Origin of the sequence: Ralstonia sp. GX3-BWBA (assembly GCF_003290055.1) — a bacterium.
GTDB classification, from domain to species: Bacteria; Pseudomonadota; Gammaproteobacteria; order Burkholderiales; family Burkholderiaceae; genus Ralstonia; species Ralstonia holmesii.
This window is the reverse complement of sequence record NZ_QMKS01000001.1, coordinates 80934-106770: the sequence shown is the minus strand read 5'-3', so window position 1 is coordinate 106770 and position 25837 is coordinate 80934. Positions and strand designations below refer to the sequence as shown.

The window sequence follows — 25837 nt, the reverse complement described above, 5'->3', positions numbered from 1 at the left end:
CCGCGACTGCCCGAATGAAGCCCAGCATGCTGTCCAAGCTCGACCAACTGGCCGAGCGCATCGTCGAAATCAACGCGCTGCTCGCGCGTGAAGACGCCACCGCCAACCTCGACCAATACCGCAAGCTCGCGCGCGAGCACGCCGAGCTGGAGCCCGTGGTCGCACAATTTGCCGCGTGGAAGCAGGCCGAGGAAGACATCGCCACCGCGCAGGAACTGGCGGCCGATCCGGACATGAAGGCGTTTGCCGAAGACGAACTCCGCGCCGCGCGTGAGCGCATGGAATCCCTCGAAGGCGAGCTGCAACGCCTGCTGCTGCCCAAAGACCCGAACGACCATCGCAACATCTTCGTGGAAATCCGCGCCGGGACGGGCGGCGATGAATCCGCACTCTTTGCCGGCGACTTGCTGCGCATGTACACGCGCTACGCCGAACGGCAGCGCTGGCAGGTGGAGATCGTGAGCGAATCGCCGTCGGACTTGGGCGGCTACAAGGAAGTGATTGTGCGGCTGGTGGGCGAAGGCGCGTACTCGCGCCTGAAGTTCGAATCTGGCGGCCACCGCGTGCAGCGCGTGCCGGCCACCGAGGCGCAGGGGCGCATCCATACGTCGGCCTGCACCGTGGCGGTCATGCCGGAAGCCGATGCGCTGGCCGACATCCAGATCAACCCGGCGGATTTGCGCATCGATACATTCCGCGCATCCGGCGCGGGCGGCCAGCACATCAACAAGACGGATTCCGCCGTGCGCATTACCCACTTGCCGACCGGTCTGGTGGTGGAATGCCAGGATGACCGCAGCCAGCACCGCAACAAGGACCGCGCCATGCAAGTGCTGGCTGCGCGCCTGAAGGATCGCCAGGAGCGCGAAGCGCAAGCCAAGGAAGCCAGCGCCCGCAAGAGCCTGATCGGCTCGGGCGATCGCTCCGACCGCATCCGCACGTACAACTTCCCGCAAGGCCGCGTGACCGATCACCGCATCAACCTGACGCTGTACAAGATCGACGCGATCATGGACGGCGACATCGACGAACTTGTGGGCGCATTGGCGGCTGAGCATCAGGCGGAACAACTCGCAGCGCTGGGCGAAGACGCCTGATCGCCCAATCGTAAAAAAAGCGCGCCTGCCGTAACATCCGCTTGCGTTTGATACAGCTTTGCGCGATGGCGCGCCGGCCTCGCGTTCCTATAATCGATCTCGATCACGCCGAGTGCATCGCCGGTCGCATCCGGCAAGCACTCACCAACAAGCGCGGCAACATCACGATTAGGAGAATCGCAATGCGTACCCAACTGCTGGCCATCACTGTCGCCACCTCCCTCGCACTCGGTCTGGCCGCCTGCGGCAAGAAAGACGACGCCACCGACCAGGCCGCCAAGAGCGCGATGGAGCAATCGAAGGACGCCGCCAAACAGGCGCTCGACAACGCCGGCACCGCCGTGAGCAAGGCCGCCGACGCCGCCAAGGTGGAACTTTCACAAGCGGCGTCGGATGCGCAGGTCTCTGCATCGGGCGCGCTGGCCCAGGCCAAGGATGCCGCCAAAACCGCGGCCGACAAGACGGCCGATGCCGCCAAGGTTGCAGCCGACAAAACCGCTGACGCCACGAAGGAAGCGGCCAACAAGGTCAAGGACGCGACCAAGCAATAAACGCTGCTTAACCGCACCGACCCGCTCGCAGGCCCGCGCCACTTCGGCCGGGCCCGTGTTATTTTGTGCGCCCGATCTTCGCTGCTGGCCTGTTGCCGTGTCGTCTGCTCCCGTCATTTCGCCCGAAACCCTGGCTCGCGTGTCCGACGCGCTGGCAGTGCTGGCAGGCGCCGGCTTGCCTGCGCTGGAAGCACGGATGCTGGTCTCGCACGTGACAGGCCTGTCGCGCGTGCAACTCATCACGCAAGACACCTGCGCCATCGACGTAGCCGCGCGCACGCGGATCAGCGAACTCGCCACACGCCGGCTGGCTGGCGAGCCGATGGCCTATCTGCTGGGCGAACGTGAATTCTTCGGCCGCACGTTCAAGGTGACGCCAGCCGTGCTGATTCCGCGGCCCGATACCGAATTGCTGGTCGAACAGGCGCTGGACCGTCTGGAAGAACACGATGCGCCGGCCGTGCTCGACATGGGCACGGGCAGCGGCATCATCGCCATCACGATTGCGCTGGCGCGGCGCGACGCGCGCGTATGGGCCACCGACGCCTCCTCCGACGCGCTGGCCGTGGCGATCGACAACGCCAAGGCGCTCGGTGCCGCCAACGTCCAGGCTGCGCTGGGCGACTGGTACAGCGCGCTGGCCGAAGCCGATGCGCCGGCCGCCTTCGACTTGATCGCCAGCAACCCGCCCTACATCGCCGCCACCGACGCGCACCTCGACCAGGGCGACCTGCGCTTCGAGCCCGCCAGCGCCCTCACTGACCACGATGACGGCCTGCGCCACCTGCGCAGCATCGTCGCAGGGGCGCCTGCGCGGCTCGTCTCCGGGGGATGGCTGCTGGTCGAACACGGCTACGACCAAGGCGAACCTGTGCGTGCGCTGCTGGGCGGCGCGGGCTTCGCCAACGTCTTCACGGCGCAAGACCTGGCCGGCCACGACCGCTGTAGCGGCGGGCAATGGCTGGATCAAAACGCCGGTGCGCGTTCCTCGCTAAAATAGACAGGCTTTCCAATGTGGATGTCAGCTCGGACACCCAGCTGCCGCCCCTCACCAAATCGAGTCTCCCCATGAGCACCACGCACGAAAAGATCGACCAGATCGTCAAAGGCCACCCCGTCGTCCTCTTCATGAAGGGCACGGCGCAATTTCCGATGTGCGGCTTCTCGGGCCGCGCCATCCAGATCCTGAAGGCCTGCGGCGTAGACCGGCCGCACACCGTCAACGTGCTGGAAGACGATGAAATCCGCCAGGGCATCAAGGACTACGCCAACTGGCCGACCATTCCGCAGCTCTACGTCAAGGGCGAATTCATCGGCGGTTCGGACATCATGATGGAGATGTACCAGAGCGGCGAACTGCAGCCGCTGCTGGCTGCTTGAGCTCCGTTCTCGTTTCAGCGTGACCTCAACCCTGAACGCAGCGACCCAAACGCCACCTGTGCGCCGCATCATCGTGGCCATCACGGGGGCGTCGGGGGCAATCTACGGTGTGCGGCTGCTGCAGGTTCTGCAGGGCCTGCGTGAATCAGCGGGGGTGGAATCGCACCTGCTGATGTCGCCCGCAGGGCTGATGAATGTGCAGCACGAGCTGCACATGGCACGCGAAGAAGTAGAAGCGCTGGCGCATGTCGTGCATAACGTGCGCGATATCGGCGCGACCATTGCCAGCGGCTCGTTTGCGGCGGAAGCGATGGTGGTGGCGCCCTGCTCGATGAAGACGCTGGCGGCCGTTGCGCACGGCCTGTCGGACAACCTCATTGCCCGCGCGGCCGACGTCACGCTCAAAGAGCGTCGCCGCCTCATTCTGATGGTGCGCGAAACGCCGTTGAATCTGGCGCACCTGCGCAACATGACGGCCGTTACAGAGATGGGCGGAATCGTGTTCCCGCCCGTGCCGGGCTTCTACCAGCGCCCCAAGACGATCGACGACTTGGTCGACCACACGGTCGGGCGCGTGCTGGACCTGCTTGGCTTGCCGCAGACGTTGGCGCCGGGCTGGCCGGGCTTGCGTTCAACGGACTAGACGCAGATCAGCCAACGGCCGATCAGCGGTGGCGGTAATTGAAGTACACCGACGGTCCACCCCAATAACCGCCGTAATAGGCCGGATAAGCCGGTGCGACATAGACCGGCGCAGGGGCCACGGCCACCGGTGCCGGATACACCGCACAACCCCCAAGCGTCGCGGCCAACAAGGCCAGAGCCACGATTTTCATGATTAGCGTCCTTCGGCCCCGCTAGTGGAGCCATGTGGACGTTATAAGCCGAGGCGAGCGACGCCGGCGTCATGCGGGTGTAAGCGGTGTAACCGAAAACTACGAACGTGTGTCCGTAAGCTCACTGCTTAGGCGTCGGTTTGCCTGGAGAGGGCTTGGCCGTCGCGGCGGGTGACGAAGCCGCCACACCGGACGCAGCAGCCGGCTTGGGCGCATTCGGATCGACTTCCGCACGCATCTGGTCCATGACCGCCCCGGCACGCGGCGCCCAAAGGAATTCCACCGTGCCGTTCTGCGGCTCTTCGGGAATCGCGTACATCGTGATGATGGTCTGATGGCCTGCCCAGCGTGCACGCAGCGAATCGACCGTTTTGCCAGACTTGAGCTTGAGTGGCGCCTTGCCTTCCTGCGCGGGCTTGCCGTAGCGATCGGACAGGGCCTGGAAGACGCGCTGCTCGGTATCGACGCCGCGCGTCGGCACGAACATGCCGGCGATGTTGCCATCCTGGTCAATCAGGAGCACAGCCTGCGGCCCATCCATCAACTCGGGGCGCGATGCCTGAGGCACGCCCAGCGAGCGCGTGCGGCCATGCGATTCAAGCGCGTCGGAGCAATATTCGGCGACATCCTTGCCGCCATTCGCGCGTACGTCTTCGCACGAGGGCAGCTTGCGCAGCGGCTTGCCGAGCGGGAAGGCATCGAGCAGCACCGCTACGTCGCCGGGATCGCGCACTGCCTTGGCTGGTGCTGCAGCCTTGGGAGCCGCCTTGGCTGCAGGTGCGGCAAACGCCCCAGGCGCGAGCAACGAGGTCGAAAAGGCAAGCGCGGCGGTTGCCGTGGCGCGTCGCGTCCAGCAGGTCATGCGAACTCCATGGAGGAAAGAGCCGAGAGTGTGCCACGCGGGAATCGCGGCACACAGGAAAGCGTTCTGACTGCCGGCCGGCGGTGCGCGTTCCCCTCAACCGAACGGCTGACCCACCACAGACCGCCTGATTACACGCCATTTGACGCGGATATCGGCCCGATGCGGCGAGAAACATTATCAAAATGTTGCCGGTTTTGATCTCGGAAAGGTACGGCGGGTAAAATCTTGGCGGCACAGACGAATGACCGGCAGGACCGAAGCGTCACGTTCCTCGGCCCGCCGCATAGACGCGATCTCATTTTGAACATTCCCTCCGCTGTTTCCTCCCGCATGCCGGGGGCCGCTCGCGCGGCACGCACCCGTTCGGTAGCCGGCTATGCGCGGCTGGCCGTGGGCCTGCTGGCGCTGGCTTCGGCGCATGCTGCGCTGGCCTTCGGTTTCAACGATGTGGCCGTACGCGCCAAGCAACTGGCCTCCAAGCCGTACCAGGCGCCCGCCGACACCCTGCCCCGAGGACTACGCGAACTGCGCTACGACCAGTACCGCGAAATTCGCTTCAAGTCCGACCAGGCTTACTGGCGCCGCGACAAGCTGCCGTTCGAACTCGGTTTCTTCCACGAGGGCTCGTACTACGACCAGCCTGTGAAGATCAACGAAGTGTCGCCCGCCGGCGTGCGCGAAATCCGCTTCGATCCGCGCCTGTTCGACTACGGCCCGGTCAAGCTCGACCCGAAGCAGTTGCAGAAGCTCGGCTTCGCCGGCTTCCGCGTGCACTACCCGATGAACACGCCCAAGTACAAGGACGAGGTCATCGTGTTTCTGGGCGCGTCGTACTTCCGCGGCATCGGCAAGGGGCAGGTCTACGGCCTCTCCGCGCGCGGGCTGGCCATCGACACCGCACTCAATTCGGGCGAAGAATTTCCCCGCTTCACCGATTTCTGGATCGAACGCCCTGCCGCCAACGCGAAAGAGCTGACGATCTACGCGCTGCTCAACTCGCGCCGCGCCACGGGTGCCTACCGCTTTGTCATCAAGCCGGGCAGCGACACGGCGGTCGACGTCAAGGCACAGCTGTACATGCGCGAGAACGTGAGCAAGCTGGCCATCGCCCCGCTCACCAGCATGTTCTTCTTTGGCGAGAACCAACCGGCGCCGGCGCTGGATTTCCGCCCCGAAGTGCATGACTCCGACGGCCTGTCGGTGCTTTCCGGCACAGGTGAATGGATCTGGCGTCCGCTGACGAACCCCAAGCGCCTGCTGGTCAGCTCGTTCGGGACGACCAATCCGGGCGGCTTCGGCCTGATGCAGCGTGACCGCGCGTTCTCCAGCTACCAGGAAATCGGCGACCGCTATGAACTGCGCCCGAGCGCGTGGGTCGAGCCTGTCGGCAAATGGGGTGCGGGCCGCGTGGAGCTGGTGCAGATTCCGACGCCAGACGAGACGAACGACAACGTGGTCGCCTACTGGGTGCCCGAAAACCCGCCCAAGCCGCATCAGCCGTTCAATCTCGAATACCGCCTGCTGTGGCAGAAAGACGCCGACAAGAAACCGGCGCTGGCATGGGTTACGCAGACGCGCCGCTCGCACGGCTGGACAACCAAGCGCCCCGACGAGCGCAAGCCCGACGATACGATCGCCTTCGTGGTCGACTTTGAAGGCCCCGCGCTGGCGAAGCTCGCGCCGAATGCACCGGTTGAGCCGGTGTTCTCGGCAGATGCCAACGGCAAGATCGAATCGATCTTCGGCCAACCCAACACCGCGACCGGCGGCTGGCGCGTGACCGTGCGCCTCAAGCGGGTCGACGACGATAAACCCGTCGAAATGCGCGGCTACCTGCGCAGCGGCGGCACCGGACTCTCTGAGACGTGGAGCTACCTGTTACCTCCGGGCTGAACGTGACGACAGCCCAGACTGGCGGTGCCGCTGGCACTGCCCCCTCCACCAGCCCTGCCACAGCGCAGTCTGTGGCCGACCATTACCTCGAAGCGCTGCCGCTGGCGGCCGACGCGCGTGCTGCGCTGCTGCGCAACGCGAACATCACGGCCGGCGACGACGATGCGGCAGCGCTCGCCAAGCTGCATCACGCACTGGCCAGGCTGGACCCGGCGCAGACGACCTCCCTCGACGCCGATGCGCCGGCCTACGCTTCTGTAGGCTCCCGTCTGGATGCTGCCTATGGCGCCACGCGCGCCGATGCCGCGTCGACGGAGCCTTCTGCCGAGCCCGCGCCGCCGCTTGAGCACGACAGCCAAGGCCGCATCCACCTGGATACCGGGCCTACGCCTGCGCGTCGCTCGATGGTGCCGTGGCCATGGGTGCTGGGGCCGATCTGGCGCACCCGCAAGGCCATCGACCGCTGGATGCATGGCGGCAAGAAGCCGGTGCCGTATGAAGCGCCCGACTCGCCGGACCCGAAGGGCATCTGGCGCTTCGTCGGCTCGCGCCGTCGCCTGACGCTGCTGGCGCTGATGATCGCGCAGACCGTCGCTGCCACGTGGGCGATGAGCACGGTGCTGCCGTACCACGGCGCCGACTGGCTCGAGGCCATCATCATCGTGCTGTTTGCGGTGCTGTTCTGTTGGGTGTCGGCGGGTTTCTGGACAGCCATCACCGGCTTCCTGCTGCTGGCCTTCCACGGCGACCGGTTCGTCATCTCGCGCCGCGCCACGCCCGACGCCACGATTCCGGACGACGCGCGCACGGCCATCGTCATGCCGATCTGCAATGAAGATGTGCAGCGCGTGTTCGCGGGGCTGCGCGCGACGTACGAATCGTTGCAGCGCACGGGGCATCTGGAGCACTTCGACTTCTTCGTGCTATCGGACTCCGGCGACCCGGATATCCGCACCGCAGAAGCCGATGCGTGGCTGCATATCTGCCGCGCGCTCGATGGTTTCGGCCGCATCTTCTACCGTTGGCGCCGCCACCGCGTGAAGCGCAAGAGCGGCAACATCGACGATTTCTGTCGGCGCTGGGGCGGCAAATACCGCTACATGATCGTGCTCGACGCCGACAGCGTGATGAGCGGCGATTGCCTGACGCGCCTCGTGCAGTTGATGGAAGGTGCGCCAAGCGCGGGCATCATCCAGACCGCCCCACGCGCCGCCGGCCGCGACACGCTGTACGCGCGTATCCAGCAGTTCGCCACGCGCGTGTACGGGCCGCTGTTCACCGCCGGCCTGCACTACTGGCAGCTCGGCGAATCGCACTACTGGGGTCACAACGCCATCATCCGGCTGGACCCGTTCATCAAGCACTGTGCGCTGGCGCCGATTCCGGGCAAGGGTTCGCTTTCGGGCGAGATCATGTCGCACGACTTTGTCGAAGCCGCGCTGATGCGCCGCGCCGGCTGGGCCGTGTGGATCGCCTACGACCTGGACGGCAGCTACGAAGAAATGCCGCCCAACCTGCTCGACGAGCTGGGCCGCGACCGCCGCTGGTGCCACGGCAACCTGATGAACTTCCGCCTGTTCGGCGCGCCAGGCTTCCACCGTGTGCACCGCGCGGTGTTCATCACCGGGGTGATGGCCTATCTGTCGGCGCCACTGTGGTTCCTGTTCCTGATCCTGTCGACGGCCCTGCTGGCCAAGCACACGCTGATCGCGCCGGAGTACTTCACGCAGCCGCGCCAGCTCTTCCCGATCTGGCCGGAGTGGCATCCGGAAAAAGCAGCCGCGCTGTTTTCCGCCACCGCCACCGTGCTGTTCCTGCCGAAGATTTTGAGCGTGCTGGTGCTGTGGGCGCAGGGGCCGAAGCGCTTTGGCGGGGCGATCCACCTGGCGTTGTCGATGGCGATTGAGGCGGCGTTCTCGGTGCTGGCCGCGCCGGTGCGCATGCTGTTCCACACGCGCTTCGTGACGGCCGCGTTCCTCGGCTGGAAGGTGCACTGGAAGTCGCCGCCGCGTGAGGACGCGCAAACCCATTGGGGCGACGCCGTACGCCGCCATGGCCTGCACACCGTGATCGGCATCGTCTGGGCTGCGATCGTGTATTGGCTGAACCCGAGCTTCCTGTGGTGGCTTTCGCCAGTCGTGGGCGCGCTGATCGTGTCGATTCCGCTGTCGGTGTTCTCCAGCCGCGTGAGCCTGGGCCGCCGCATGCGGCGCCTGCGCCTGTTCATGATCCCCGAGGAAGTGCGCCCGCCGCGCGAACTCCGCGCCACGCGCAAGCACCTGCGCAATGCGCCCCCGATGCCGGACTTCCGCCAAGCCGTGGTCGACCCCGTCACCAACGCACTGATGTGCGCGATTGGCACCGCGCGCTTTCCGCACGACCGGCGCCTGATTGCTGTGCGGGAGGCACATGTGCGTCACGCACTGGAAGTCGGTCCCGACAAGCTCACGGGCAAGCAGAAGCTGGTGTTGCTGTCGGATCCGTTCGCGCTGTCAGCGCTGCACCTGGCGGTGTGGTCGTCACCTGAACAGCGAACGGCCTGGGAGCCTGCACAGGGCTGAACAAGCCGCCTCACGTGAAATACCGCGCCCCACCAGTGTCTTGCCGGTGGGGCGTTTTACTTCCCGTTACATCCGTAGGATTTGCGTATCACCTGAAGCGCCCGGCGGTTCATAGAATGGCATCACGAACTTGATACACGAAGTCGACGGCACATCAGCCCCGGCCTCGCAACCGTAAGGAGAAGCATCATGAAACGCACACTGCTCGCATTCGTTCTGGGCGGCGCCGCGCTGTGCGCCTCGACGGCGGCGTTGGCCCATGTGGACGTCGGCGTGTCGATCGGCGTGCCTGCGCCGGTGTACGTGGCCCCGGCCCCTGTCTATGCTCCGCCGCCTGTGGTCTATCGCCCTGCCCCGGTGTATGCCCCCGCTCCGGTCGTCTATGGCGGCTACTACCGCGACCGCGACGACTGGCGTGAGCGCGAATGGCGCCGTCACGAGTGGCGCGAACGCGAATGGCACCACGATCACGGGTGGCACCGCGGCTGGGACCGCTAACGCCTGACGCCTGATGCCTGACGCGAACAGGAAGCCACATCGGCACACGGGCCGCTCGCACGAGCGGCCCGTTACTTTTGTACGCTCGACTGCCTGCGCAATCCGCAAACCGACCTATGCTGACGTAGCGGCCACTGCAATCCCGCCACCGGTCGCACAGCACACGGGAGGACGCCATGTCGATCTCCAGCACCCTCGACGGCTGCCTGCGCAGCAAGGGCTGCCTGTACGAGGTGATTCGTCATCCGCATACCCACACGAGCACTGAAACCGCGCAATCTGCGCATGTCCCGGGCGACCGTCTGGCCAAGACGCTGCTGCTCGAAGACAAGCTTGGCTATGTCGCGGCCGTGTTGCCATCCACGTATCACCTGCATCTGTCCGAGCTACAAAAGGAATCGGGCCGCTTGGACCTTACGCTGGCCGATGAATCGGAGTTGCGCGAAGTCTTCCGGGACTGCGATGCAGGGGCCGTTCCGCCCGTGGGCATGGCCTACGGCATGCCGACCTACATCGACAGCAGCCTGATGACCCACGGCGACGTCTACTTTGAAGCTGGCGACCACGAAAACGTCGTGCATATGGACATGGACCAGTTCATGGCCTTGATGCGCGACGCCAAGCCCGCTCATTTCGCGTATCGCATGCAGGGCATCCTCTTCTGAGGAGACGGCCATGGCCGACGACGTTGTCATCACGGTCCGCAACAACGGGCCGTATCACATCAAGGGAAGCTTCCGGATCGTCACCCAGGGCGGACGCGAATTACCGGTGGAGGAAGGGCAGGCATGGCTGTGCCGCTGCGGGCACTCGTTGAATAAACCGTTCTGTGACGGCTCGCACAAGCGCGTCGAGTTTGACAGCAACCTCGACGCGCCTGCGCCGGTTGAGGCAGACCGGTCACCGTAAGCGGGAACGCGGGCCGAAAGACCCGCGCGTCCCCGCTTAGCGCGTAACGGGCTTGTAGCGGATACGCTTGGGCTTCGCACCCTCCTCGCCCAGACGCTTCTTCTTGTCGGCTTCGTATTCCTGGTAGTTGCCCGGGAAGAATTCGACGTGCGAATCGCCTTCGAAGGCGATGATGTGCGTGGCGATGCGATCGAGGAACCAGCGATCGTGCGAAATCACCATCACGCAGCCGGCGAATTCGAGCAGCGCATCTTCCAGCGCGCGCAGCGTTTCCACATCGAGGTCGTTCGAAGGTTCATCCAGCAGCAGCACGTTGCCGCCCGAGATGAGCGTCTTGGCCAGATGCAGGCGTCCACGCTCGCCGCCCGACAGCGTGCCGACGTGCTTCTGCTGATCCCCACCCTTGAAGTTGAAGCGGCCGATGTAGGCGCGCGATGGCGTCTCATACCGACCCACCGTCAGGATGTCGGACCCGTTCGAAATCTCTTCGAAGACGGTCTTGTCTGCGGACAGCGCGTCGCGGCTCTGGTCAACGTAAGCCAGCTTGACCGTCGGACCGATCTTGATGGTGCCCGAATCCGGTTGCTCCTTGCCCGTGATCATGCGGAACAGCGTCGACTTGCCGGCGCCGTTCGGGCCAATGATGCCGACGATCGCGCCCGGCGGAATCGTAAAGCTCAGGTTGTCGATCAGCAGGCGATCGCCATAGCTCTTGCTGACGTTGGTGAATTCGATCACTTCATTGCCCAGACGCTCGCCGGCCGGGATGAAGATTTCCTGCGTTTCGTTGCGCTTCTGGTATTCCTGGCTGTTCAACTCGTCAAAGCGAGCCAGACGCGCCTTCGACTTGGCCTGACGGCCCTTCGGGTTCTGGCGCACCCATTCCAGTTCTTTCTTCAGCGCCTTCTGGCGGGCCGATTCGCTCGACTCCTCCTGCTTCAGGCGCGTCTCTTTCTGATCGAGCCACGAGCTGTAATTGCCCTTCCAGGGGATACCGTGGCCGCGGTCGAGTTCGAGAATCCACTCGGCGGCGTTATCGAGGAAGTAGCGGTCGTGCGTCACGGCCACCACGGTGCCCGGGAAGCGCGTGAGGAACTGTTCAAGCCAGTCCACCGATTCGGCATCGAGGTGGTTGGTCGGCTCGTCGAGCAGCAGCATGTCGGGGCGCGACAGCAGCAGCTTGCACAGCGCGACACGACGCTTTTCACCGCCCGAGAGGTGCTCGATCTTGGCGTCCCACGGCGGCAGGCGCAGTGCATCGGCGGCAATTTCCAACTGCAATTCCACGTTGTCACCGGCACCAGCGGCGATGATGGCTTCCAGGCGCGCCTGCTCTTCGGCCAGCTTGTCGAAGTCGGCGCCTTCCTCGGCGTACGCGGCGTAGATCGCTTCGAGTTGCTTTTGCGCGTCCATCACTTCGCCCAGGCCGCTTTCAACCTCTTCACGCACGGTCTTGGCGGGATCGAGCTGCGGCTCCTGCGGCAAGTAACCGATGTTCAGGTTGGGCATCGGCGTGGCTTCGCCCTCGATATCCTTGTCGAGGCCGGCCATGATCTTGAGCACGGTCGACTTGCCCGAGCCGTTCAGACCCAGCACGCCGATCTTGGCGCCCGGGAAAAACGACAGCGAGATGTCCTTGAGGATCTGGCGCTTGGGCGGAACGATCTTGCCCACGCGGTTCATGGTGAAAACGTACTGTGACATGGCGGAATTGCGGGGGGAAACGCAGAAATGGGGAACCCGGCGAGTTTAACAAAGCCGGGGCATGGCAAACCCAAGGCTCAAGGCCGCACGAGCAAAAGAAAAAGGCGCCCACCAGGGGCGCCCTTCCGATGCATCGGAGGCCAGGCCTCGTTACATCGTCATCATGTTGGCGTTCATGTTATGCATGACCCACAGCGAGCCGACAACGACGATCGCCAGGATCAGCAGCGTGAACAGGAAGGCCATCACGTTCCAGCGCTGGGCGGACGAGCCGTCCAGGTGCAGGAAATAGATCAGGTGCACGACGATCTGCACGACCGCCAGGGCCATCACCGTCACCAGCACCGTCTGGTGCGAGTAGCCGCCGTCCATCACCATCTTGAACGGAATGGCCGTCAGGATCACCGCCAGCACGAAGCCGATCAGGTAGCCCTTGACGGTGGCATGGCCAGCGCCGCCCGCTGCATGACCGTGGGCATCATCGTGGGCAATGCCCGTCGAAACGTTGGTCTGTTCCATTTACATCGCTCCCAGCAGATACACGACGGTAAACACGCCGATCCACACCACGTCCAAGAAGTGCCAGAACAGGCTCAGGCACGACAGGCGGGTCGATTGGGTCGGGGTCAGCCCTTTGCGGCTGATCTGCCACATCAGGACGATGATCCACAGCATGCCGCTCGCCACGTGCAGGCCGTGCGTACCGACCAGCAGGAAGAACGACGACAGGAACGCGCTGCGGCTCGGGCCCGCGCCTTCTGCAATCAGGTGGTGGAACTCGTTGATTTCCATGCCGACGAACGCGGCGCCCAGCAGCAGGGTGATGCCCAGCCACAGCATCACTTGGTCCTTGCGGCCGTTCTGCAGGCTGATCATCACCATGCCGTAGGTGATGGACGACACCAGCAGGATGCCGGTTTCGATTGCCACATACGACAGATCGAAGAGTTCCTTGCCCGTCGGGCCGCCCGCCGTCGCACCGCGCAGGACGCAGAACGTGGCAAACAGCGACGCGAAGATGATCAAGTCGCTCATCAGGTACACCCAGAAGCCGAAGACCTTGGTGTCTGCGGCATCGTGGTGGTGCGCATGGTCATGCGCGTGGTCGTGGCCGTGCGCGTGACCGTGCGCGGCGTGACCGTCTAGAACATTGGAAGCCATGGTTTAAGCCTGCGAACCGATACGTTGGAAGTAGGCCGACTCGGTCTCGTGAACCTCGTGGGCGGGCACGTAGTAATCGATGTCGTCGTTGTTGCTGCGAAGGATGAAGCTGCCGATCATGCCGACCAGACCCAGCACGGCCATCCACCAGATGTGCCAGATCAGCGCAAAGCCCATCACGATCGAGAACATGCCAATGAAGAAGCCGGCGCCGGTGTTCTTCGGCATGTGGATCTTTTCGTAGCTCGGTGCGACCTGCGTCAGCACTTCACCGCGCGCCTTCATGTCTGCAAAGGCGTCGATGTCATGGATGACCGGCACGCGGGCGAAGTTGTAGTGCGCCGGCGGCGAAGACGTCGCCCACTCCAGCGTACGGCCACCCCACGGGTCGCCCGTCAGATCCGCCAGCGCATGACGGTTGCGGACGCTCACGAAGATCTGGATGAGCTGCGAAGCGATACCGCAGGCGATGATCGCGGCGCCGATCACGGCGACGATCAGCCACGGTTGCCATGCCGGGTTGTCGGTATGGTTCAGACGACGCGTCATGCCCATGAAGCCCAGCACGTACAGCGGCATGAACGCGGTGTAGAAACCCACGAACCAGCACCAGAAAGCGCGCTTGCCCCACTTCTCGTCCAGCTTGAAGCCGAAGGCCTTCGGGAACCAGTACGTGATACCAGCCAGGTAACCGAACACCACGCCACCGATGATGGTGTTGTGGAAGTGAGCGATCAGGAACAGGCTGTTGTGCAGCAGGAAGTCAGCGCCCGGCACGGCCAGCAGCACGCCGGTCATGCCGCCGATCACGAAGGTGATCATGAAGCCGATCGTCCACAGCATCATCGAGTTCAGCTCGACGCGGCCGCGGTACATCGTGAACAGCCAGTTGAAGATCTTCACACCCGTCGGGATCGAGATGATCATCGTCGCGATACCGAAGAACGCGTTGACGTTCGCACCCGAGCCCATGGTGAAGAAGTGGTGCAGCCACACCAGGAACGACAGCACGGTGATGCCGGCGGTCGCCCACACCATCGACGTGTAGCCGAAGAGCTTCTTGCGCGAGAACGTCGAGACGATTTCCGAGAACATGCCGAAGGCCGGCAGGATCAGGATGTACACCTCGGGGTGGCCCCAGATCCAGATCAGGTTCACGTACAGCATGGCGTTACCGCCGCCACCGTTCGTGAAGAAGTGCATGTCCAGGTAGCGGTCGGCACCCAGCAGCGCCAGCGCCACGGTCAGCACCGGGAAGGCGGCCACGATCAGGATGTTGGCGCACAGGGCGGTCCAGGTGAAGATCGGCATGCGCATCAGCGTCATGCCCGGCGCGCGCATCTTGAAGATGGTCGCGACGAAGTTCACGCCGGTCAGCAATGTCCCGAGGCCCGATATCTGCAATGCCCAGATGTAGTAGTCGACCCCCACGCCCGGGCTGTACGCCAGCTCCGACAGCGGCGGGTATGCCAGCCAACCGGTGCGAGCGAATTCACCCACGCCCAGCGACACGTTGATCAGCACAACACCTGCGGCAGCCAGCCAGAACGACAGCGTGTTCAGGAACGGGAATGCCACGTCGCGCGCGCCAATCTGCAGCGGCACGATCAGGTTGATCAAGCCCGTCATCAGCGGCATGGCCATGAAGAAAATCATGATCACGCCGTGCGCGGTGAAGATCTGGTCGTAGTGCTCAGGCGGCAGATAGCCGGCACCGCCGCCCGAGGCGACCGCCAGTTGCGAGCGCATCATGATGGCGTCGGCAAAGCCGCGCAGCAGCATCACGATGGCCAGAATGCAGTACATCACGCCGATCTTCTTGTGATCGACCGAGGTGATCCACTCATTCCAGAGGTAGGTCCACTTCTTGAGATAGGTGATCAGGCCGAACACGCCCGCGCCACCCAACAGAATGGCCGACACCGTCACGACCACGATGGGCTCGTGCAGCGGAATGGCCTCCAGACTCAACTTGCCAAACATCGTCAACTCCTAGGAATTCTTGGCCGCGCTCTTGGGCGCAGGCAGGGCGGACTGCACCGGCAGCGGACGCGTTGCCGCCTCAGCCGTGGCCGTCGTGCAGTTGGCGCCTTCGAGCGCCTCGTCGAGCGTCAGGACCTTGTCCCCTTCGCCCATCTTGTCCATGTATTTGTGCAGGATGCTGTGATACAGCGTCGGGTCGACCGAGGCGTACGCCGCCGGCGGCACCTTCTCGCTCGGCTTGGACAGCTCGGCGTAGCCTTCCTTGGTCAGGTTCTGCGACGACTCACGAACCTGCTTGACCCAGGCGTCGAACTCTTCGTTCGTCATGGCCGTGGCCTTGAACTTCATGCCAGTGAAGCCCGAGCCGCTGTAGTTCGACGACATGCCGTCAAACACACCGGTCTCATTGGCGATCAGGTGCAGCTTGGTCTGCATGCCCGCCATGGCGTACACCTGGCTGCCGAGCTGCGGGATGAAGAACGCGTTCATCACCGTGTCGGACGTGATCTTGAAGTTGATCGGGGTGTTGGCCGGGAACGCGAGCTGATTGACCGTCGCGATCTTCAGTTCCGGATAGATGAACAGCCACTTCCAGTCGAGCGAAACAGCCTCGACCGTGATGGGCTTCACATCCGATTCGATCGGCTTGTACGGATCGAGCGCGTGCGTGGACTTGTAGGTGATCACGCCCAGCACGATGATGATCAGGCAGGGGATCAGCCACACCACAGCCTCGATGGCGTTGGAGTGCGACCAGTCCGGCTCGTAGCGGGCCTTGGTGTTGGACGCGCGGTACTTCCACGCAAACACCAGCGTCAGCACGATCACGGGGATGACCACCAGCAGCATCAGGCCGGTCGCCACTAGGATCAGCGTCTTTTCTTCAGCCGCAATCATCCCCTTCGGGTCCAGGACCGTCAGGTTGCAACCCGCCAGCAGGAGCGGGAGGCTTGCGGCGAGGAGCCGCTTCATATGTGGAACGAGTGTGTTCTTCATGTCTTGCACAATTGCGCCGGCGATGCTTCCGGACATCACGGGAGCCCAGCAGCCCAGACAGCGGCCACAGGCGGAAAAACGCGGGAAATGAGAAAAGATCGAACTACCGGCACCCCGAATACGCCTGGGTGCAGCAGCGGATCTTCGATCACATCGGGCGCCGGTCAGGGAGAAGCTGAACCCAACGCCCTCAGTTGGCGAGGCGGGCTTCGCTCATGTCGGGCACGGGCGAAGTCGAGCGCCGCCGCGTCGCACAAAGCGGCGGACGACAGATCGGGGGCGTTAAAGGTCGGAGCAGGCACTACGTCATGCGCCCGTTGGGGGAGCGCGGTTGGGAGTGGAATGCGGGCGCGATCTTACCGCCAGATGGCGCTCCGGATCGTGCTATGTGCTCAGGCAAATAGAAAACGGCGTCGATTGACAAGTGATGCCCTCGCCGTACGGCTAGGGTTTACGTGGCTTTGCGGGTAAGCAAATCGAAAGTGCATGTTGTTGCACTGCGACAATCAGCCACAGTGGTGCGCACCCGACGTTGCCCCCAGATGTGCGCCCAAATACGGGATCCATGATGAGAACACTTCGCATCTGGGAGGGCCACCGAAGTGACCTTCTCATCCCTTGAGACTGCGTCACTGGCTGATTAGCCCAACGATCCGCACCAGCACCAGCCCCGCCGCCACTACAAGGTAACCGCGCAGCACGAACATCCACGTGCGCTTGAGTGGCGTCCAGCGCGCGGGCGTGAGTTGCTCGAGCGGGGGCATCGTCCAGTGGTCACGATCCAGCACGCTCACGCGCTGCGGATGATGCGGCCGATGGGTACGTCGCTCGATACGCCATAGCACGAGCGACATCACCACCGCGATCAGGGTGCCGCCGATCAGGATGGCGCCAATCTCGAATTCGCCAATGCCCGGGAACAGCACCGCGGCAGTAAGGATGACCGACAACATCACCAGCACAGCCACCACACCGCCGGTGAAGATGTTCATCGCGCGGCCGTTCGTCCACGGGCCCAGCACGGCCTTGTCGTTGCATAACAGCAGCAGGAACACTGTCGCACTCGGCAACAGCACCCCGGCCAGGGATTGCACGGCATTGGTCAGCAAACCGAGCGGCACGCCTGGCGTCAACACCAGCCCTGCTGCCAGCAACGTCAGCCCAAAGTACACGGCGTAGAAGCCCTTGGCCTCCGTCGGCTTGCGATGCAGCGAATGCCGTACGGCAAACACATCGCCAATCGCATACGCGGTCGACAACGACACCGCGCACGCGCCGATGATGCTGGCGTCCAGCAGCGCAATCGCGAACAGCACGCCGGCCCAGCGGCCCGAGTGGCGCTCCAGGCCGTGCGCCGTGCCGAGCGCATCGGTGTAGTTGCCGAACTCGGGCGTGCCGTGGAAGGCCTGGGCACTGAAAGCGATCATCGCCACCGCCCCAGCAATCACGAGGACGATGCCGAGCCACAGATCGGCGCGTTCATAGCGGATGAAACGCGCGGTGATGCGCTTGTCGATCACGTAGCTCTGCTGGAAGAACAACTGCCACGGCGCCACGGTCGTCCCCACGATGGCAATGATCAGCAACATCACCTCGGCCAGCGGTGCACCCGCTGGCAGCGCCGGCACGAAGAAGTCGTGTGCCACCTGCCCCATCGGCGGATGCGCCATCACGAACACCGGAATAAGCGTGAGGCTGCCCGCCACCAGCGCCAGCGCAAAGCGCTCGAAGCGGCGGAAATCTCCGGTAGACGCGGCCAGCATCACCAATGCCGCCGCCGCGCACACGCCCCAATGTCGCGGGATGCCGAGGTACTCAAGCGCCAGGCTGATGCCGATGAACTCCGTCACGAGCGTCAGCGCGTTCACCAGGAACAGATCGATGACGGAGAAACTGCCCCAGAACTTGCCGAAGCGCGCAAAGATCAACCGCGCATGGCCAACGCGCGTGACGGCGCCCAGTCGCAGCACCATCTCCTGGTTCACGTACAGCACCGGAATGAGCAGCAACAGCGTCCACAGCAGCGTGGTGCCGTAGTTCTGCCCGGCTTGCGTGTATGTGCCGAAGGCGCCGGCGTCGTTGTCGCCGACCATCACGATCAGGCCAGGCCCGAGGATGGCGAGCAGCGTGCGCAAGCGCGCGCGCCAGCTATTGCGGGCGCCCGTATCGTGGTGCGCGATGGTGCCGAGCGCACCGCGAATGTCGCCCACATGGGCATCGTCTAGCGCGGCCTGACGTGGTGGTGCGTCGATGCCCGAAGCGAATTTGGTCATGTCGACCTCCGTTTGTGTGGTGTTGTTGGATTACCAGTACGTGCGCGACAGGCGCACAGCCGCTGCGGCGTAACCGTGGTTGGAAGGTGGCTGGCCGCCGTCACCTGCCCGGCGATTGGAGGTCACAGGTACGGCGTCGGTGCGCTCAGGTGCAGCAGCGCGTGGCTGCACGAACACCGAGCTGAACGGCAGTGCGATCGCCGAGAAACGACGGGCGGGAACATTGAATTTGCGCATGACACACTCCTGGCCGCGTGCACATACGTACGCCACGCAGCGATCGCCACGCGGGACACGCGCGGCGGCATAGTCGGAACGATCAAGGAGCGATGCAGACACCGCTGCCTTGCCGGGGCGGCAAGTCAGCAGCAGGGAACAACCGTGCGGCGGACTCGCCTAGCAGAAAAAAGACGTTCGGTAAGGTCGACTCGGACTGTCCATATGGGTCCTCCTACGGTTAGAACTCGGCGTGGACACGCACGCCCACAAACTTCGCCGGACCGCGATCGCGGTTGTAGCCCGGGTTCTGAATGAGCTGGAAATCCGGGCTGATCGCCAGAGCCTTGGTTATCTGCAAGCTGTAGAACAGTTCCAGCACGCGCTCGGGGCCATAGTTCAAGCCGCCATCGCCAAGGAACGCGCCGCTGCCGCCCGCGGCCAGATAGGCGCGGTGATCCGGCCCCAGCATATTCACCGCGACGGCCACGCCCAGCACATCGTTCGTACGTTGCCAAGCGGCGCCCTTGAGCAATCCGCCAAACGAGACGCTCCGGCCGACTTCGGTAAAGGCGTACGTTTCGGTCTTGTCGTCGGACCAGTTCAGGCGTGCGAACAGGCCGAGGTTGTCGCCGGCTTTCTGTTCGAACGAGACGCCAACGCCCAGCTTTGCGTGCGCCTTGCGCACCAGCCCGACATCGGGCGCTGCACCAATGACCGCGCCCAGCGCCATCGCATCGTCAAACCGGCCCATGCGCGCCTGGTTGCGCCAACCGAGCAACCGCGCCGTGCCTTCCTGACCGAACAGCGTGTAGCGCTTCTCCAGCTCGAGGATGTCGCCGTAGTGCTTGAGGAAACGCGTGTCGAGTGGCAAACCGTTCGATTGCTCCGGCTGCAGGAAACGGCCTGCGCGCACGGCCCAACCGTTCTCGCTATCGATGTACTCAAGCGCCACGCCCCAGTTGTAGCCACGCGCATCGGCGGGGTAGTCGAACGACGGATGCGCCATGAACGACCAGTTCAAGAACTGCGTGCGCGGGTCTTGCGCATAGGACACCGCATCGAACACATCGGGCACGGCAAAGTTGCCGGCAGTCAGCACCACGCGGCGCTTGTCGACGGCGTTGGCGAACTGGTTGAAATCGGCGTCGATCTTTTCCGTGCCGCCATCCAGACCCCACGTCTGGCGCAGGAAAGCGCGAGCACGGTACAGGGTGGGATTCGTCCCGGCCGTCTTGGCCAGCTCCCCGTTGGGCAAGCCGCCAAGGCCATGCAGCTCAGAAAACGCCACGCCCTGCGCGACCTCCGGGTTGAAATGGAACTCGGCGCCCTTCCACAAGCGCATGCCTAGGTCGAGCGTGGCCGTGAAGGAATAGCTTTTTGCGCGCGCGGCGCCGAGGCTGTTACCGCCGCTGTACGCAGCGTCGAATGCAGGTTTGCGTTGCCACACATAGGTGGTTTGGCCATGGAAACCGAAACGGTCGTCCAGTTCGCCGCTGGCGATGCGTGGAACGTCATCCGCTGAAGGGGGTACACCCGCCGCATGCGCCATCGACATCACCGACACAACGGCCGCCGCGCCCATCAGCACACGAACCCAAACCAGCGGACGCACCGCCACCCAAACGTACTCCAGCGTCGAAAGAAACAGCATGAGACCTCCCCCGCCCGTTTCTCTGACAGGCGTAGGCGAACGCCGGCCACGCCGCATCATGGCGCGCGCAAACGCACGCAGCCACGCGGCTGTGCCGGATACAACAATCGAATTCAGGAAGTGACTTGCGCAGAGAACCTACGCAAGCGCCACCACCCGCCGTGCAATACGGCTAGGCAGTGGTGAGGCGCGAAGAGGGTGCGCCGAGACTGTCTAGCCGTTCAATGTGCGATCGAGGATCGACTAGAACAACTGTCCATGGAGATGCACTCCGTAGCTATGACGGGGCGCAGAGTAACAAAGTCTCGTTGACGGCGGCAAGCGTTTTCTTGGAGGTGTCGCGAAGCCCATTGCACGGCTGCAACAACCCGATGTGCGGCGCCTCGCAAGTCGGTATCGGTACACTGCAATCGCGATCGAGCGCATCACGTGAGAGTGCTCGCCACAGCGATATCAGACGGAGGTTGTATGACGCGCTTAGCAATGCTGCTCACCACGATTGCCGCAATGGCAGGCATGGCCGGTTGCTCGACGGCAGGCTTAGAACACACCAAGAATGCGGGGGAATCCAAGATGGCCGAGCACACATCGCCTGCCGCCACGTGCCAGACAGCCGCCAGTTCCGATGACGCCTTGATCGGCAAATCCGAACAAGAGGCCGCCTCCTTGCTCAGCGGCTGCCTCTGGCGCATCAGCGAGCGCGACGGCAAAGCCCTGCCCGGCACGATGGACTACCGAGAAGAGCGCCGCAATCTGGGCATTCAGGGCGGCAAGGTAATCTGGGTGCGGCGCGGTTGAAGCTCGCAAAGTTGAACGGGCCACCGGACAAAAGAAAACGGCCTCCGCAAGGGAGACCGTTTTCGTGATGCTGGTGCCGGCTGCAGGACTCGAACCCGCCACCTGATGATTACAAATCAACTGCTCTACCAGATGAGCTAAGCCGGCAAAGAAACGCGATTCTAACCTAACACGCGTTACTTGACGACCTTTAGCGCCGGCTTTCCACCGATGCGCGGCACATTCGGTGGTGTCGGTTCGTCTTCCGGGCCGGTTTCCGCTTCGACAGGGACCGGCGCAGGCACCGACTCAGAGTCCACCGCGGCTAGCTTGGGCGGCGGATTGTTCTCGCGTTCGGTTGCAGCCTGCGTCGTCGGTGTACTGCGTTCCACCGGGAATGCCATACCCTGCCCGTTCTCGCGCGCATACACCGCAAGCACGTTTTCGATTGGCACCTCGATCTTGCGCGAGACGCCCGAGAAGCGTGCGTGGAACGTGATCCACTCATTGCCCATGTCGAGCTGGCTGGTCGCGTCAAAGCTCACGTTCAGCACGATCTCGTCGTTTTTGACGAACTCGCGTGGCACGTTGGTGCTGTTGTCGACGAAGACAGCGATGTACGGCGTGAAGCCGTTATCCGTGCACCATTCATAGATGGCACGGATCAGATAAGGCTTGGTGGATGTTTCCGACATGATGAAATCAGTGACCGTTGGGCGCGGTCCCGCGCAGGTTCAACCTGAGCGTGGCCCGACCCAGCGGCAATCAGCGGCGCATGACCTTTTCCGACGGCGTCAGCGCTTCAATATACGCCGGGCGGCTGAAGATACGCTCAGCGTATTTCATCAGCGGGGCCGCATTCTTGGAGACTTCAATACCGTAGTGGTCCAGGCGCCACAGCAGCGGTGCAATCGCCACGTCCAGCATCGAGAACTCTTCGCCCAACATGTACTTGTTCTTCAGGAAGATCGGAGCCAGCTGCGTAAGGCGGTCACGGATAGCCGCACGTGCCTTCTCGTGATTCTTCTCGGCCGCCTTGCCCTTTTCGTTCTCGAGCACGGAAACGTGCGTGAACAGTTCCTTCTCGAAGTTGAACAGGAACAGGCGGGCGCGGGCGCGCTGCACCGGATCGGCCGGCATCAGTTGCGGGTGCGGGAAGCGCTCGTCGATGTACTCGTTGATGATGTTCGACTCGTACAGAATCAGGTCGCGCTCAACCAGGATGGGCACCTGGCCGTACGGGTTCATCACCGCGATGTCTTCCGGCTTGTTGAAGAGATCGACGTCGCGAATCTCGAAATCCATGCCCTTTTCGAACAGGACGAGGCGGCAACGCTGCGAGAACGGGCAAGTGGTGCCCGAGTACAAGACCATCATGGTTGTAGTTCCTTGGCGCATGGGCCGGGGGCGGCCCTATGACGGTACAGCCGTGACGACAAATGACATCGCCACGGCACAAAAAGCGAAAAGGCAAAGGGCTAGAGCCAGTTCTCCACCGGCCTAGCCCTTGCCCGGAAAACACGGATTTTACTTGATGTCCTTCCAATAGGCCGCATTCAGGCGCCAGGCCAGCACGAAGAACACGCCAATGAACAACAATACCCAGACGCCGAGGCGCTTGCGCAGGTTGCCCGCGGGCTCAGCCATCCAGTCCAAATAGCTGACCAGATCGGCCACCGCCTGGTCATATTCGACCTTGTTCATCTTGCCTGGGACCGTCACTTCAAGGCCAACGAGCTTCTTCTCGGCCTCGCCGTGCTCGGACTTCACTTCGGCATACTTCGGCACTTGCTGGCCTTGCAGTTCCCACAGCACATGCGGCATGCCGACCTTGTCGAAGACCAGGTTGTTCCAGCCGGTCGGACGCGTGTCGTCACGGTAGAACGTGCGAAGGTAGGTGTAGAGCCAGTCGCTGCCGCGCGCCCGGGCAATCACCGATAGGTCTGGCGGTACGGCACCAAACCACTTCTTCGCGTCCTCGCGGTCCATGGCGATGTGCATCATGTCGCCGACCTTGTCTGACGAGAACAGCAGGTTTTGCTTGATCTGCTCTTCACTCAAACCGATGTCGCGCAGGCGGTTGTAGCGCATCGCGCTGGCGCCGTGGCAGTTCAGGCAGTAGTTGACGAACAGCTTGGCGCCGCGCTGCAGCGCGGACGTGTCGCTGGACTGGTTGGGCGCCGGATCGAGCGGCACGCCGCCCTCATTGGCCATCACGGGCGCGGCAAACACGAGACCGGCCAAGGCGAAAATCGCAAGCAGCTTTTTCATTCTTGTGTCCTTCATGGGTCCTTGTGCTCGGCTCGAATCAGTGCGGCGTGAACGTGACGCGCTCAGGCACTGGCTTGAACGTCCCGATCTGGCTCCAGATCGGCATCGCGAGGAAGAACGCGAAGTACAGAATGGTGCCGATCTGCGAGATGATCGAACCGACCGGGCTTGGCGGCTGAATACCCAGGTAGCCCAGCACCGCAAAGGCGATCACGAAGAGGATCAGCAAAGTCTTGTGGAAGCCCGGGCGATAGCGGATCGACTTGACCGGCGAGTGGTCAAGCCACGGCAGGAAGAAGAAGATCACCACCGAACCGCCCATCACGACCACGCCCCAGAACTTCGCATCGATGAACTTGAAGCCCAGTGCCAGGATCACGGCCACAGCCACAGCTACCACTTTGACATTCATGCTCTTCGTACGAGCGAACAGCAGACCCAGCATGATCGCGATGAAGCCCCACAGCCACGGCAGGAAATCCGACGTGGTCGCGCGCAGCATCGAGTAGAACGGCGTGAAGTACCAGACCGGCGCAATGTGCAGCGGCGTCTTCAGCGAATCTGCCGGGATGAAGTTGTTGGCTTCCAGGAAGTAACCGCCCATTTCCGGCGCGAAGAACACGATCGCGCTGAAGATGAACAGGAAGACCGCCACACCGACGATGTCATGCACCGAGTAATACGGGTGGAACGGAATGCCGTCCAGCGGAATGCCGCGCTCGTCCTTCTTGGCCTTGATCTCAACGCCGTCCGGGTTGTTCGAGCCCACTTCGTGCAGCGCGATGATGTGCGCCACCACCAAGCCCAGCAGCACCAGCGGCACCGCGATGACGTGGAATGAGAAGAAGCGGTTCAGCGTCGCGTCCGATACAACGTAGTCACCGCGAATCCACAGCGACAGGTCCGGGCCGATCAGCGGGATGGCGGAGAACAGGTTCACGATCACCTGCGCGCCCCAGTACGACATCTGGCCCCATGGCAGCAGATAGCCCATGAAGGCTTCGGCCATCAGGCACAGGAAGATCAGACAGCCGAAGATCCAGACCAGCTCGCGCGGCTTACGGTACGAGCCGTACAGCATGCCGCGGAACATGTGCATATACACGACGATGAAGAACGCCGAAGCGCCGGTCGAGTGCATATATCGCACCAGCCAGCCCCACGGCACCTCGCGCATGATGAACTCCACGCTTGCATAGGCGACGGGGATGCCAGCGGCGTTGAGCGTGCCGTCCGGCTTGTAGTTCATCACCAGGAAGATGCCCGTGACGATCTGGATCACCAGCACCAGCAGCGCCAGCGATCCGAAGAAATACCAGAAGTTGAAATTCTTCGGCGCGTAGTACTCCGACAGATGCGCCTTCCACAGCTCGGATGCCGGGAAGCGTGCATCGATCCAGCCCAGCAGCCCGGTTGTCTCCACCTTCTTCTCGGCCATGATCAAGCCTCTCCTTTCTCGTCTTTACCGATCACCAGCTTCGTGTCGGACAGGAACATGTACGGCGGAACGTCGAGGTTCTGCGGCGCGGGCTTGTTCTTGAACACGCGGCCAGCCAGGTCGAACGTTGAACCGTGACACGGGCAGACGAAGCCGGGGTCTCCGGCAAGCTGCACGTTGGCGCCCACGGGAAACGGACCAGACGGGGAGCAACCAAGATGCGAGCAGATGCCGACCACGACCAGCAGGTCTTTATGCTCGGCACGGGAGCGGGTTTCGTTCTTGCAGTAGTCCGGCGTCTTCATGGTGAAGGGCACGTCGGACTTGGGGTCGGCGACTTCGTTATCGGTCTTCTTGAGCGATTCCAGCATGTCGGGCGTGCGTTTGAGCAGCCAGACCGGCTTGCCGCGCCATTCCACCACCTTCATCTGGCCGGGGGCCAGGTCACTCACGTCGGCCTCTACGGGCGCGCCCGCTGCACGGGCTTTTTCAGATGGTGCGAATGTGCAAACGAAAGGGGCCGCAACCGCAACCCCTCCCACACCACCAGCCACGGACGTCGCAATCAATAGATTACGGCGACCCTTGTCCACGTTTTGCTGGTCACTCATTCAAGACCCCAGGATGAGAAATCAAGATAGATTCGCGTCAACCGAAAATTATACCCGAGCGTACCGAGCGAACGATAGCGGTCGCGGGGCGCAGCGGTTATAGATATAGTGAACACGCCGATCGCCCGCCAGCCCAATGCTGACAAGGCTTTGGCATGGCTCT

General features: G+C 63.2%; 26 protein-coding genes and 1 tRNA gene. 11 read left to right on the top strand and 16 right to left on the bottom strand.

The genetic code is table 11. The features are described from left to right. The first annotated feature begins 14 nt into the window (after positions 1-14). The 5 genes from prfA to DOD19_RS00575 all read left to right on the top strand — a co-directional run bounded on the left by prfA (position 15) and on the right by DOD19_RS00575 (position 3671). Positions 15-1097 carry a peptide chain release factor 1 gene (gene prfA, locus DOD19_RS00595; protein ID WP_112183499.1) on the top strand — a complete coding sequence of 361 codons (1083 nt, stop codon included), beginning with the start codon at positions 15-17 and terminating at the stop codon, positions 1095-1097. Positions 1098-1279: 182 nt separating this feature from the next. Then, positions 1280-1648: a hypothetical protein gene (locus DOD19_RS00590; RefSeq protein WP_024977794.1), complete on the top strand. Its 369-nt coding sequence runs from the start codon at positions 1280-1282 to the stop codon at positions 1646-1648. A gap of 97 nt (positions 1649-1745) precedes the next feature. After that, positions 1746-2648 carry a peptide chain release factor N(5)-glutamine methyltransferase gene (gene prmC / locus DOD19_RS00585; protein WP_112183497.1) on the top strand — a complete coding sequence of 301 codons (903 nt, stop codon included), beginning with the start codon at positions 1746-1748 and terminating at the stop codon, positions 2646-2648. A gap of 68 nt (positions 2649-2716) precedes the next feature. Next, positions 2717-3028: a Grx4 family monothiol glutaredoxin gene (gene grxD / locus DOD19_RS00580; RefSeq protein ID WP_024977796.1), complete on the top strand. Its 312-nt coding sequence runs from the start codon at positions 2717-2719 to the stop codon at positions 3026-3028. A 19-nt stretch (positions 3029-3047) separates the two neighbouring features. Continuing rightward, positions 3048-3671, top strand: coding sequence for a UbiX family flavin prenyltransferase (locus DOD19_RS00575; protein WP_024977797.1), 624 nt, complete (start codon positions 3048-3050; stop codon positions 3669-3671). A 22-nt stretch (positions 3672-3693) separates the two neighbouring features. On the opposite strand, the gene DOD19_RS27655 is transcribed toward DOD19_RS00575, so the two are convergent. Continuing rightward, a complete protein-coding gene (locus DOD19_RS27655) occupies positions 3694-3864 on the bottom strand; it encodes a hypothetical protein (protein ID WP_024977798.1) in 171 nt (56 codons plus the stop codon). Between the two features lie 121 nt (positions 3865-3985). After that, positions 3986-4726 (bottom strand): hypothetical protein, encoded by a 741-nt coding sequence (locus tag DOD19_RS00570; protein WP_112183495.1) that lies wholly within the window; start codon positions 4724-4726, stop codon positions 3986-3988. Between the two features lie 333 nt (positions 4727-5059). Here DOD19_RS00570 and DOD19_RS00565 point away from each other — a divergent pair, with 333 nt between their 5' ends. The 5 genes from DOD19_RS00565 to DOD19_RS00545 all read left to right on the top strand — a co-directional run bounded on the left by DOD19_RS00565 (position 5060) and on the right by DOD19_RS00545 (position 10590). Further along, positions 5060-6622 carry a glucan biosynthesis protein G gene (locus DOD19_RS00565; protein ID WP_112183493.1) on the top strand — a complete coding sequence of 521 codons (1563 nt, stop codon included), beginning with the start codon at positions 5060-5062 and terminating at the stop codon, positions 6620-6622. Next, positions 6595-9183, top strand: coding sequence for a glucans biosynthesis glucosyltransferase MdoH (gene mdoH, locus DOD19_RS00560; RefSeq protein ID WP_112183491.1), 2589 nt, complete (start codon positions 6595-6597; stop codon positions 9181-9183). The genes DOD19_RS00565 and mdoH overlap by 28 nt, the downstream gene beginning before the upstream one ends. A gap of 189 nt (positions 9184-9372) precedes the next feature. Further along, positions 9373-9681 carry a hypothetical protein gene (locus DOD19_RS00555; RefSeq protein WP_024977802.1) on the top strand — a complete coding sequence of 103 codons (309 nt, stop codon included), beginning with the start codon at positions 9373-9375 and terminating at the stop codon, positions 9679-9681. A gap of 176 nt (positions 9682-9857) precedes the next feature. After that, the gene (locus DOD19_RS00550) at positions 9858-10346 is read left to right on the top strand and encodes an aminoacyl-tRNA deacylase (RefSeq protein ID WP_024977803.1); all 489 of its coding nucleotides are present in this window, start codon (positions 9858-9860) and stop codon (positions 10344-10346) included. Positions 10347-10356: 10 nt separating this feature from the next. Then, the gene (locus DOD19_RS00545; protein ID WP_024977804.1) at positions 10357-10590 is read left to right on the top strand and encodes a CDGSH iron-sulfur domain-containing protein; all 234 of its coding nucleotides are present in this window, start codon (positions 10357-10359) and stop codon (positions 10588-10590) included. Between the two features lie 36 nt (positions 10591-10626). Here DOD19_RS00545 and ettA read toward each other — a convergent pair whose 3' ends face one another. The 8 genes from ettA to DOD19_RS00505 form a co-directional block, all read right to left on the bottom strand. Next, positions 10627-12294 (bottom strand): energy-dependent translational throttle protein EttA, encoded by a 1668-nt coding sequence (ettA, locus tag DOD19_RS00540; protein ID WP_024977805.1) that lies wholly within the window; start codon positions 12292-12294, stop codon positions 10627-10629. Positions 12295-12444: 150 nt separating this feature from the next. Further along, positions 12445-12813, bottom strand: coding sequence for a cytochrome o ubiquinol oxidase subunit IV (locus DOD19_RS00535; protein ID WP_112183489.1), 369 nt, complete (start codon positions 12811-12813; stop codon positions 12445-12447). After that, entirely contained in the window at positions 12814-13455 is a 642-nt protein-coding gene (gene cyoC / locus DOD19_RS00530) for a cytochrome o ubiquinol oxidase subunit III (RefSeq protein WP_027680203.1), read from the bottom strand. It lies immediately after the preceding gene. A gap of 3 nt (positions 13456-13458) precedes the next feature. Next, positions 13459-15438, bottom strand: coding sequence for a cytochrome o ubiquinol oxidase subunit I (gene cyoB / locus DOD19_RS00525; RefSeq protein ID WP_024977808.1), 1980 nt, complete (start codon positions 15436-15438; stop codon positions 13459-13461). Positions 15439-15447: 9 nt separating this feature from the next. Then, the gene (gene cyoA, locus DOD19_RS00520) at positions 15448-16434 is read right to left on the bottom strand and encodes a ubiquinol oxidase subunit II (RefSeq protein ID WP_080693692.1); all 987 of its coding nucleotides are present in this window, start codon (positions 16432-16434) and stop codon (positions 15448-15450) included. 629 nt (positions 16435-17063) lie between these two features. Further along, positions 17064-18707 (bottom strand): Nramp family divalent metal transporter, encoded by a 1644-nt coding sequence (locus DOD19_RS00515; RefSeq protein WP_112183487.1) that lies wholly within the window; start codon positions 18705-18707, stop codon positions 17064-17066. Positions 18708-18737: 30 nt separating this feature from the next. After that, entirely contained in the window at positions 18738-18944 is a 207-nt protein-coding gene (locus DOD19_RS00510) for a hypothetical protein (protein WP_112183485.1), read from the bottom strand. Between the two features lie 220 nt (positions 18945-19164). Beyond that, a complete protein-coding gene (locus tag DOD19_RS00505; RefSeq protein WP_112183483.1) occupies positions 19165-20577 on the bottom strand; it encodes a carbohydrate porin in 1413 nt (470 codons plus the stop codon). Between the two features lie 573 nt (positions 20578-21150). On the opposite strand from DOD19_RS00505, the gene DOD19_RS00500 reads away from it, so the two are divergent. Further along, positions 21151-21375, top strand: a complete 225-nt coding sequence (locus DOD19_RS00500; RefSeq protein ID WP_239497943.1) for a hypothetical protein — start codon at positions 21151-21153, stop codon at positions 21373-21375. A 71-nt stretch (positions 21376-21446) separates the two neighbouring features. Here DOD19_RS00500 and DOD19_RS00495 read toward each other — a convergent pair. The 6 genes from DOD19_RS00495 to petA form a co-directional block, all read right to left on the bottom strand. Then, positions 21447-21522: transfer RNA gene (locus DOD19_RS00495), tRNA-Thr, on the bottom strand. A 29-nt stretch (positions 21523-21551) separates the two neighbouring features. Then, positions 21552-22049 (bottom strand): ClpXP protease specificity-enhancing factor, encoded by a 498-nt coding sequence (locus DOD19_RS00490; RefSeq protein WP_024977814.1) that lies wholly within the window; start codon positions 22047-22049, stop codon positions 21552-21554. 70 nt (positions 22050-22119) lie between these two features. Beyond that, positions 22120-22731 carry a glutathione S-transferase N-terminal domain-containing protein gene (locus DOD19_RS00485; protein ID WP_004634649.1) on the bottom strand — a complete coding sequence of 204 codons (612 nt, stop codon included), beginning with the start codon at positions 22729-22731 and terminating at the stop codon, positions 22120-22122. Positions 22732-22881: 150 nt separating this feature from the next. Continuing rightward, complete coding sequence (locus tag DOD19_RS00480; protein ID WP_112183479.1) at positions 22882-23625, bottom strand: cytochrome c1; 744 nt, start codon at positions 23623-23625, stop codon at positions 22882-22884. A 37-nt stretch (positions 23626-23662) separates the two neighbouring features. After that, positions 23663-25066: a cytochrome bc complex cytochrome b subunit gene (locus DOD19_RS00475; protein ID WP_024977816.1), complete on the bottom strand. Its 1404-nt coding sequence runs from the start codon at positions 25064-25066 to the stop codon at positions 23663-23665. Next, entirely contained in the window at positions 25066-25674 is a 609-nt protein-coding gene (gene petA, locus DOD19_RS00470) for a ubiquinol-cytochrome c reductase iron-sulfur subunit (protein ID WP_024977817.1), read from the bottom strand. Before petA ends, DOD19_RS00475 begins: the two co-directional genes overlap by 1 nt. Positions 25675-25837: the final 163 nt, after the last annotated feature.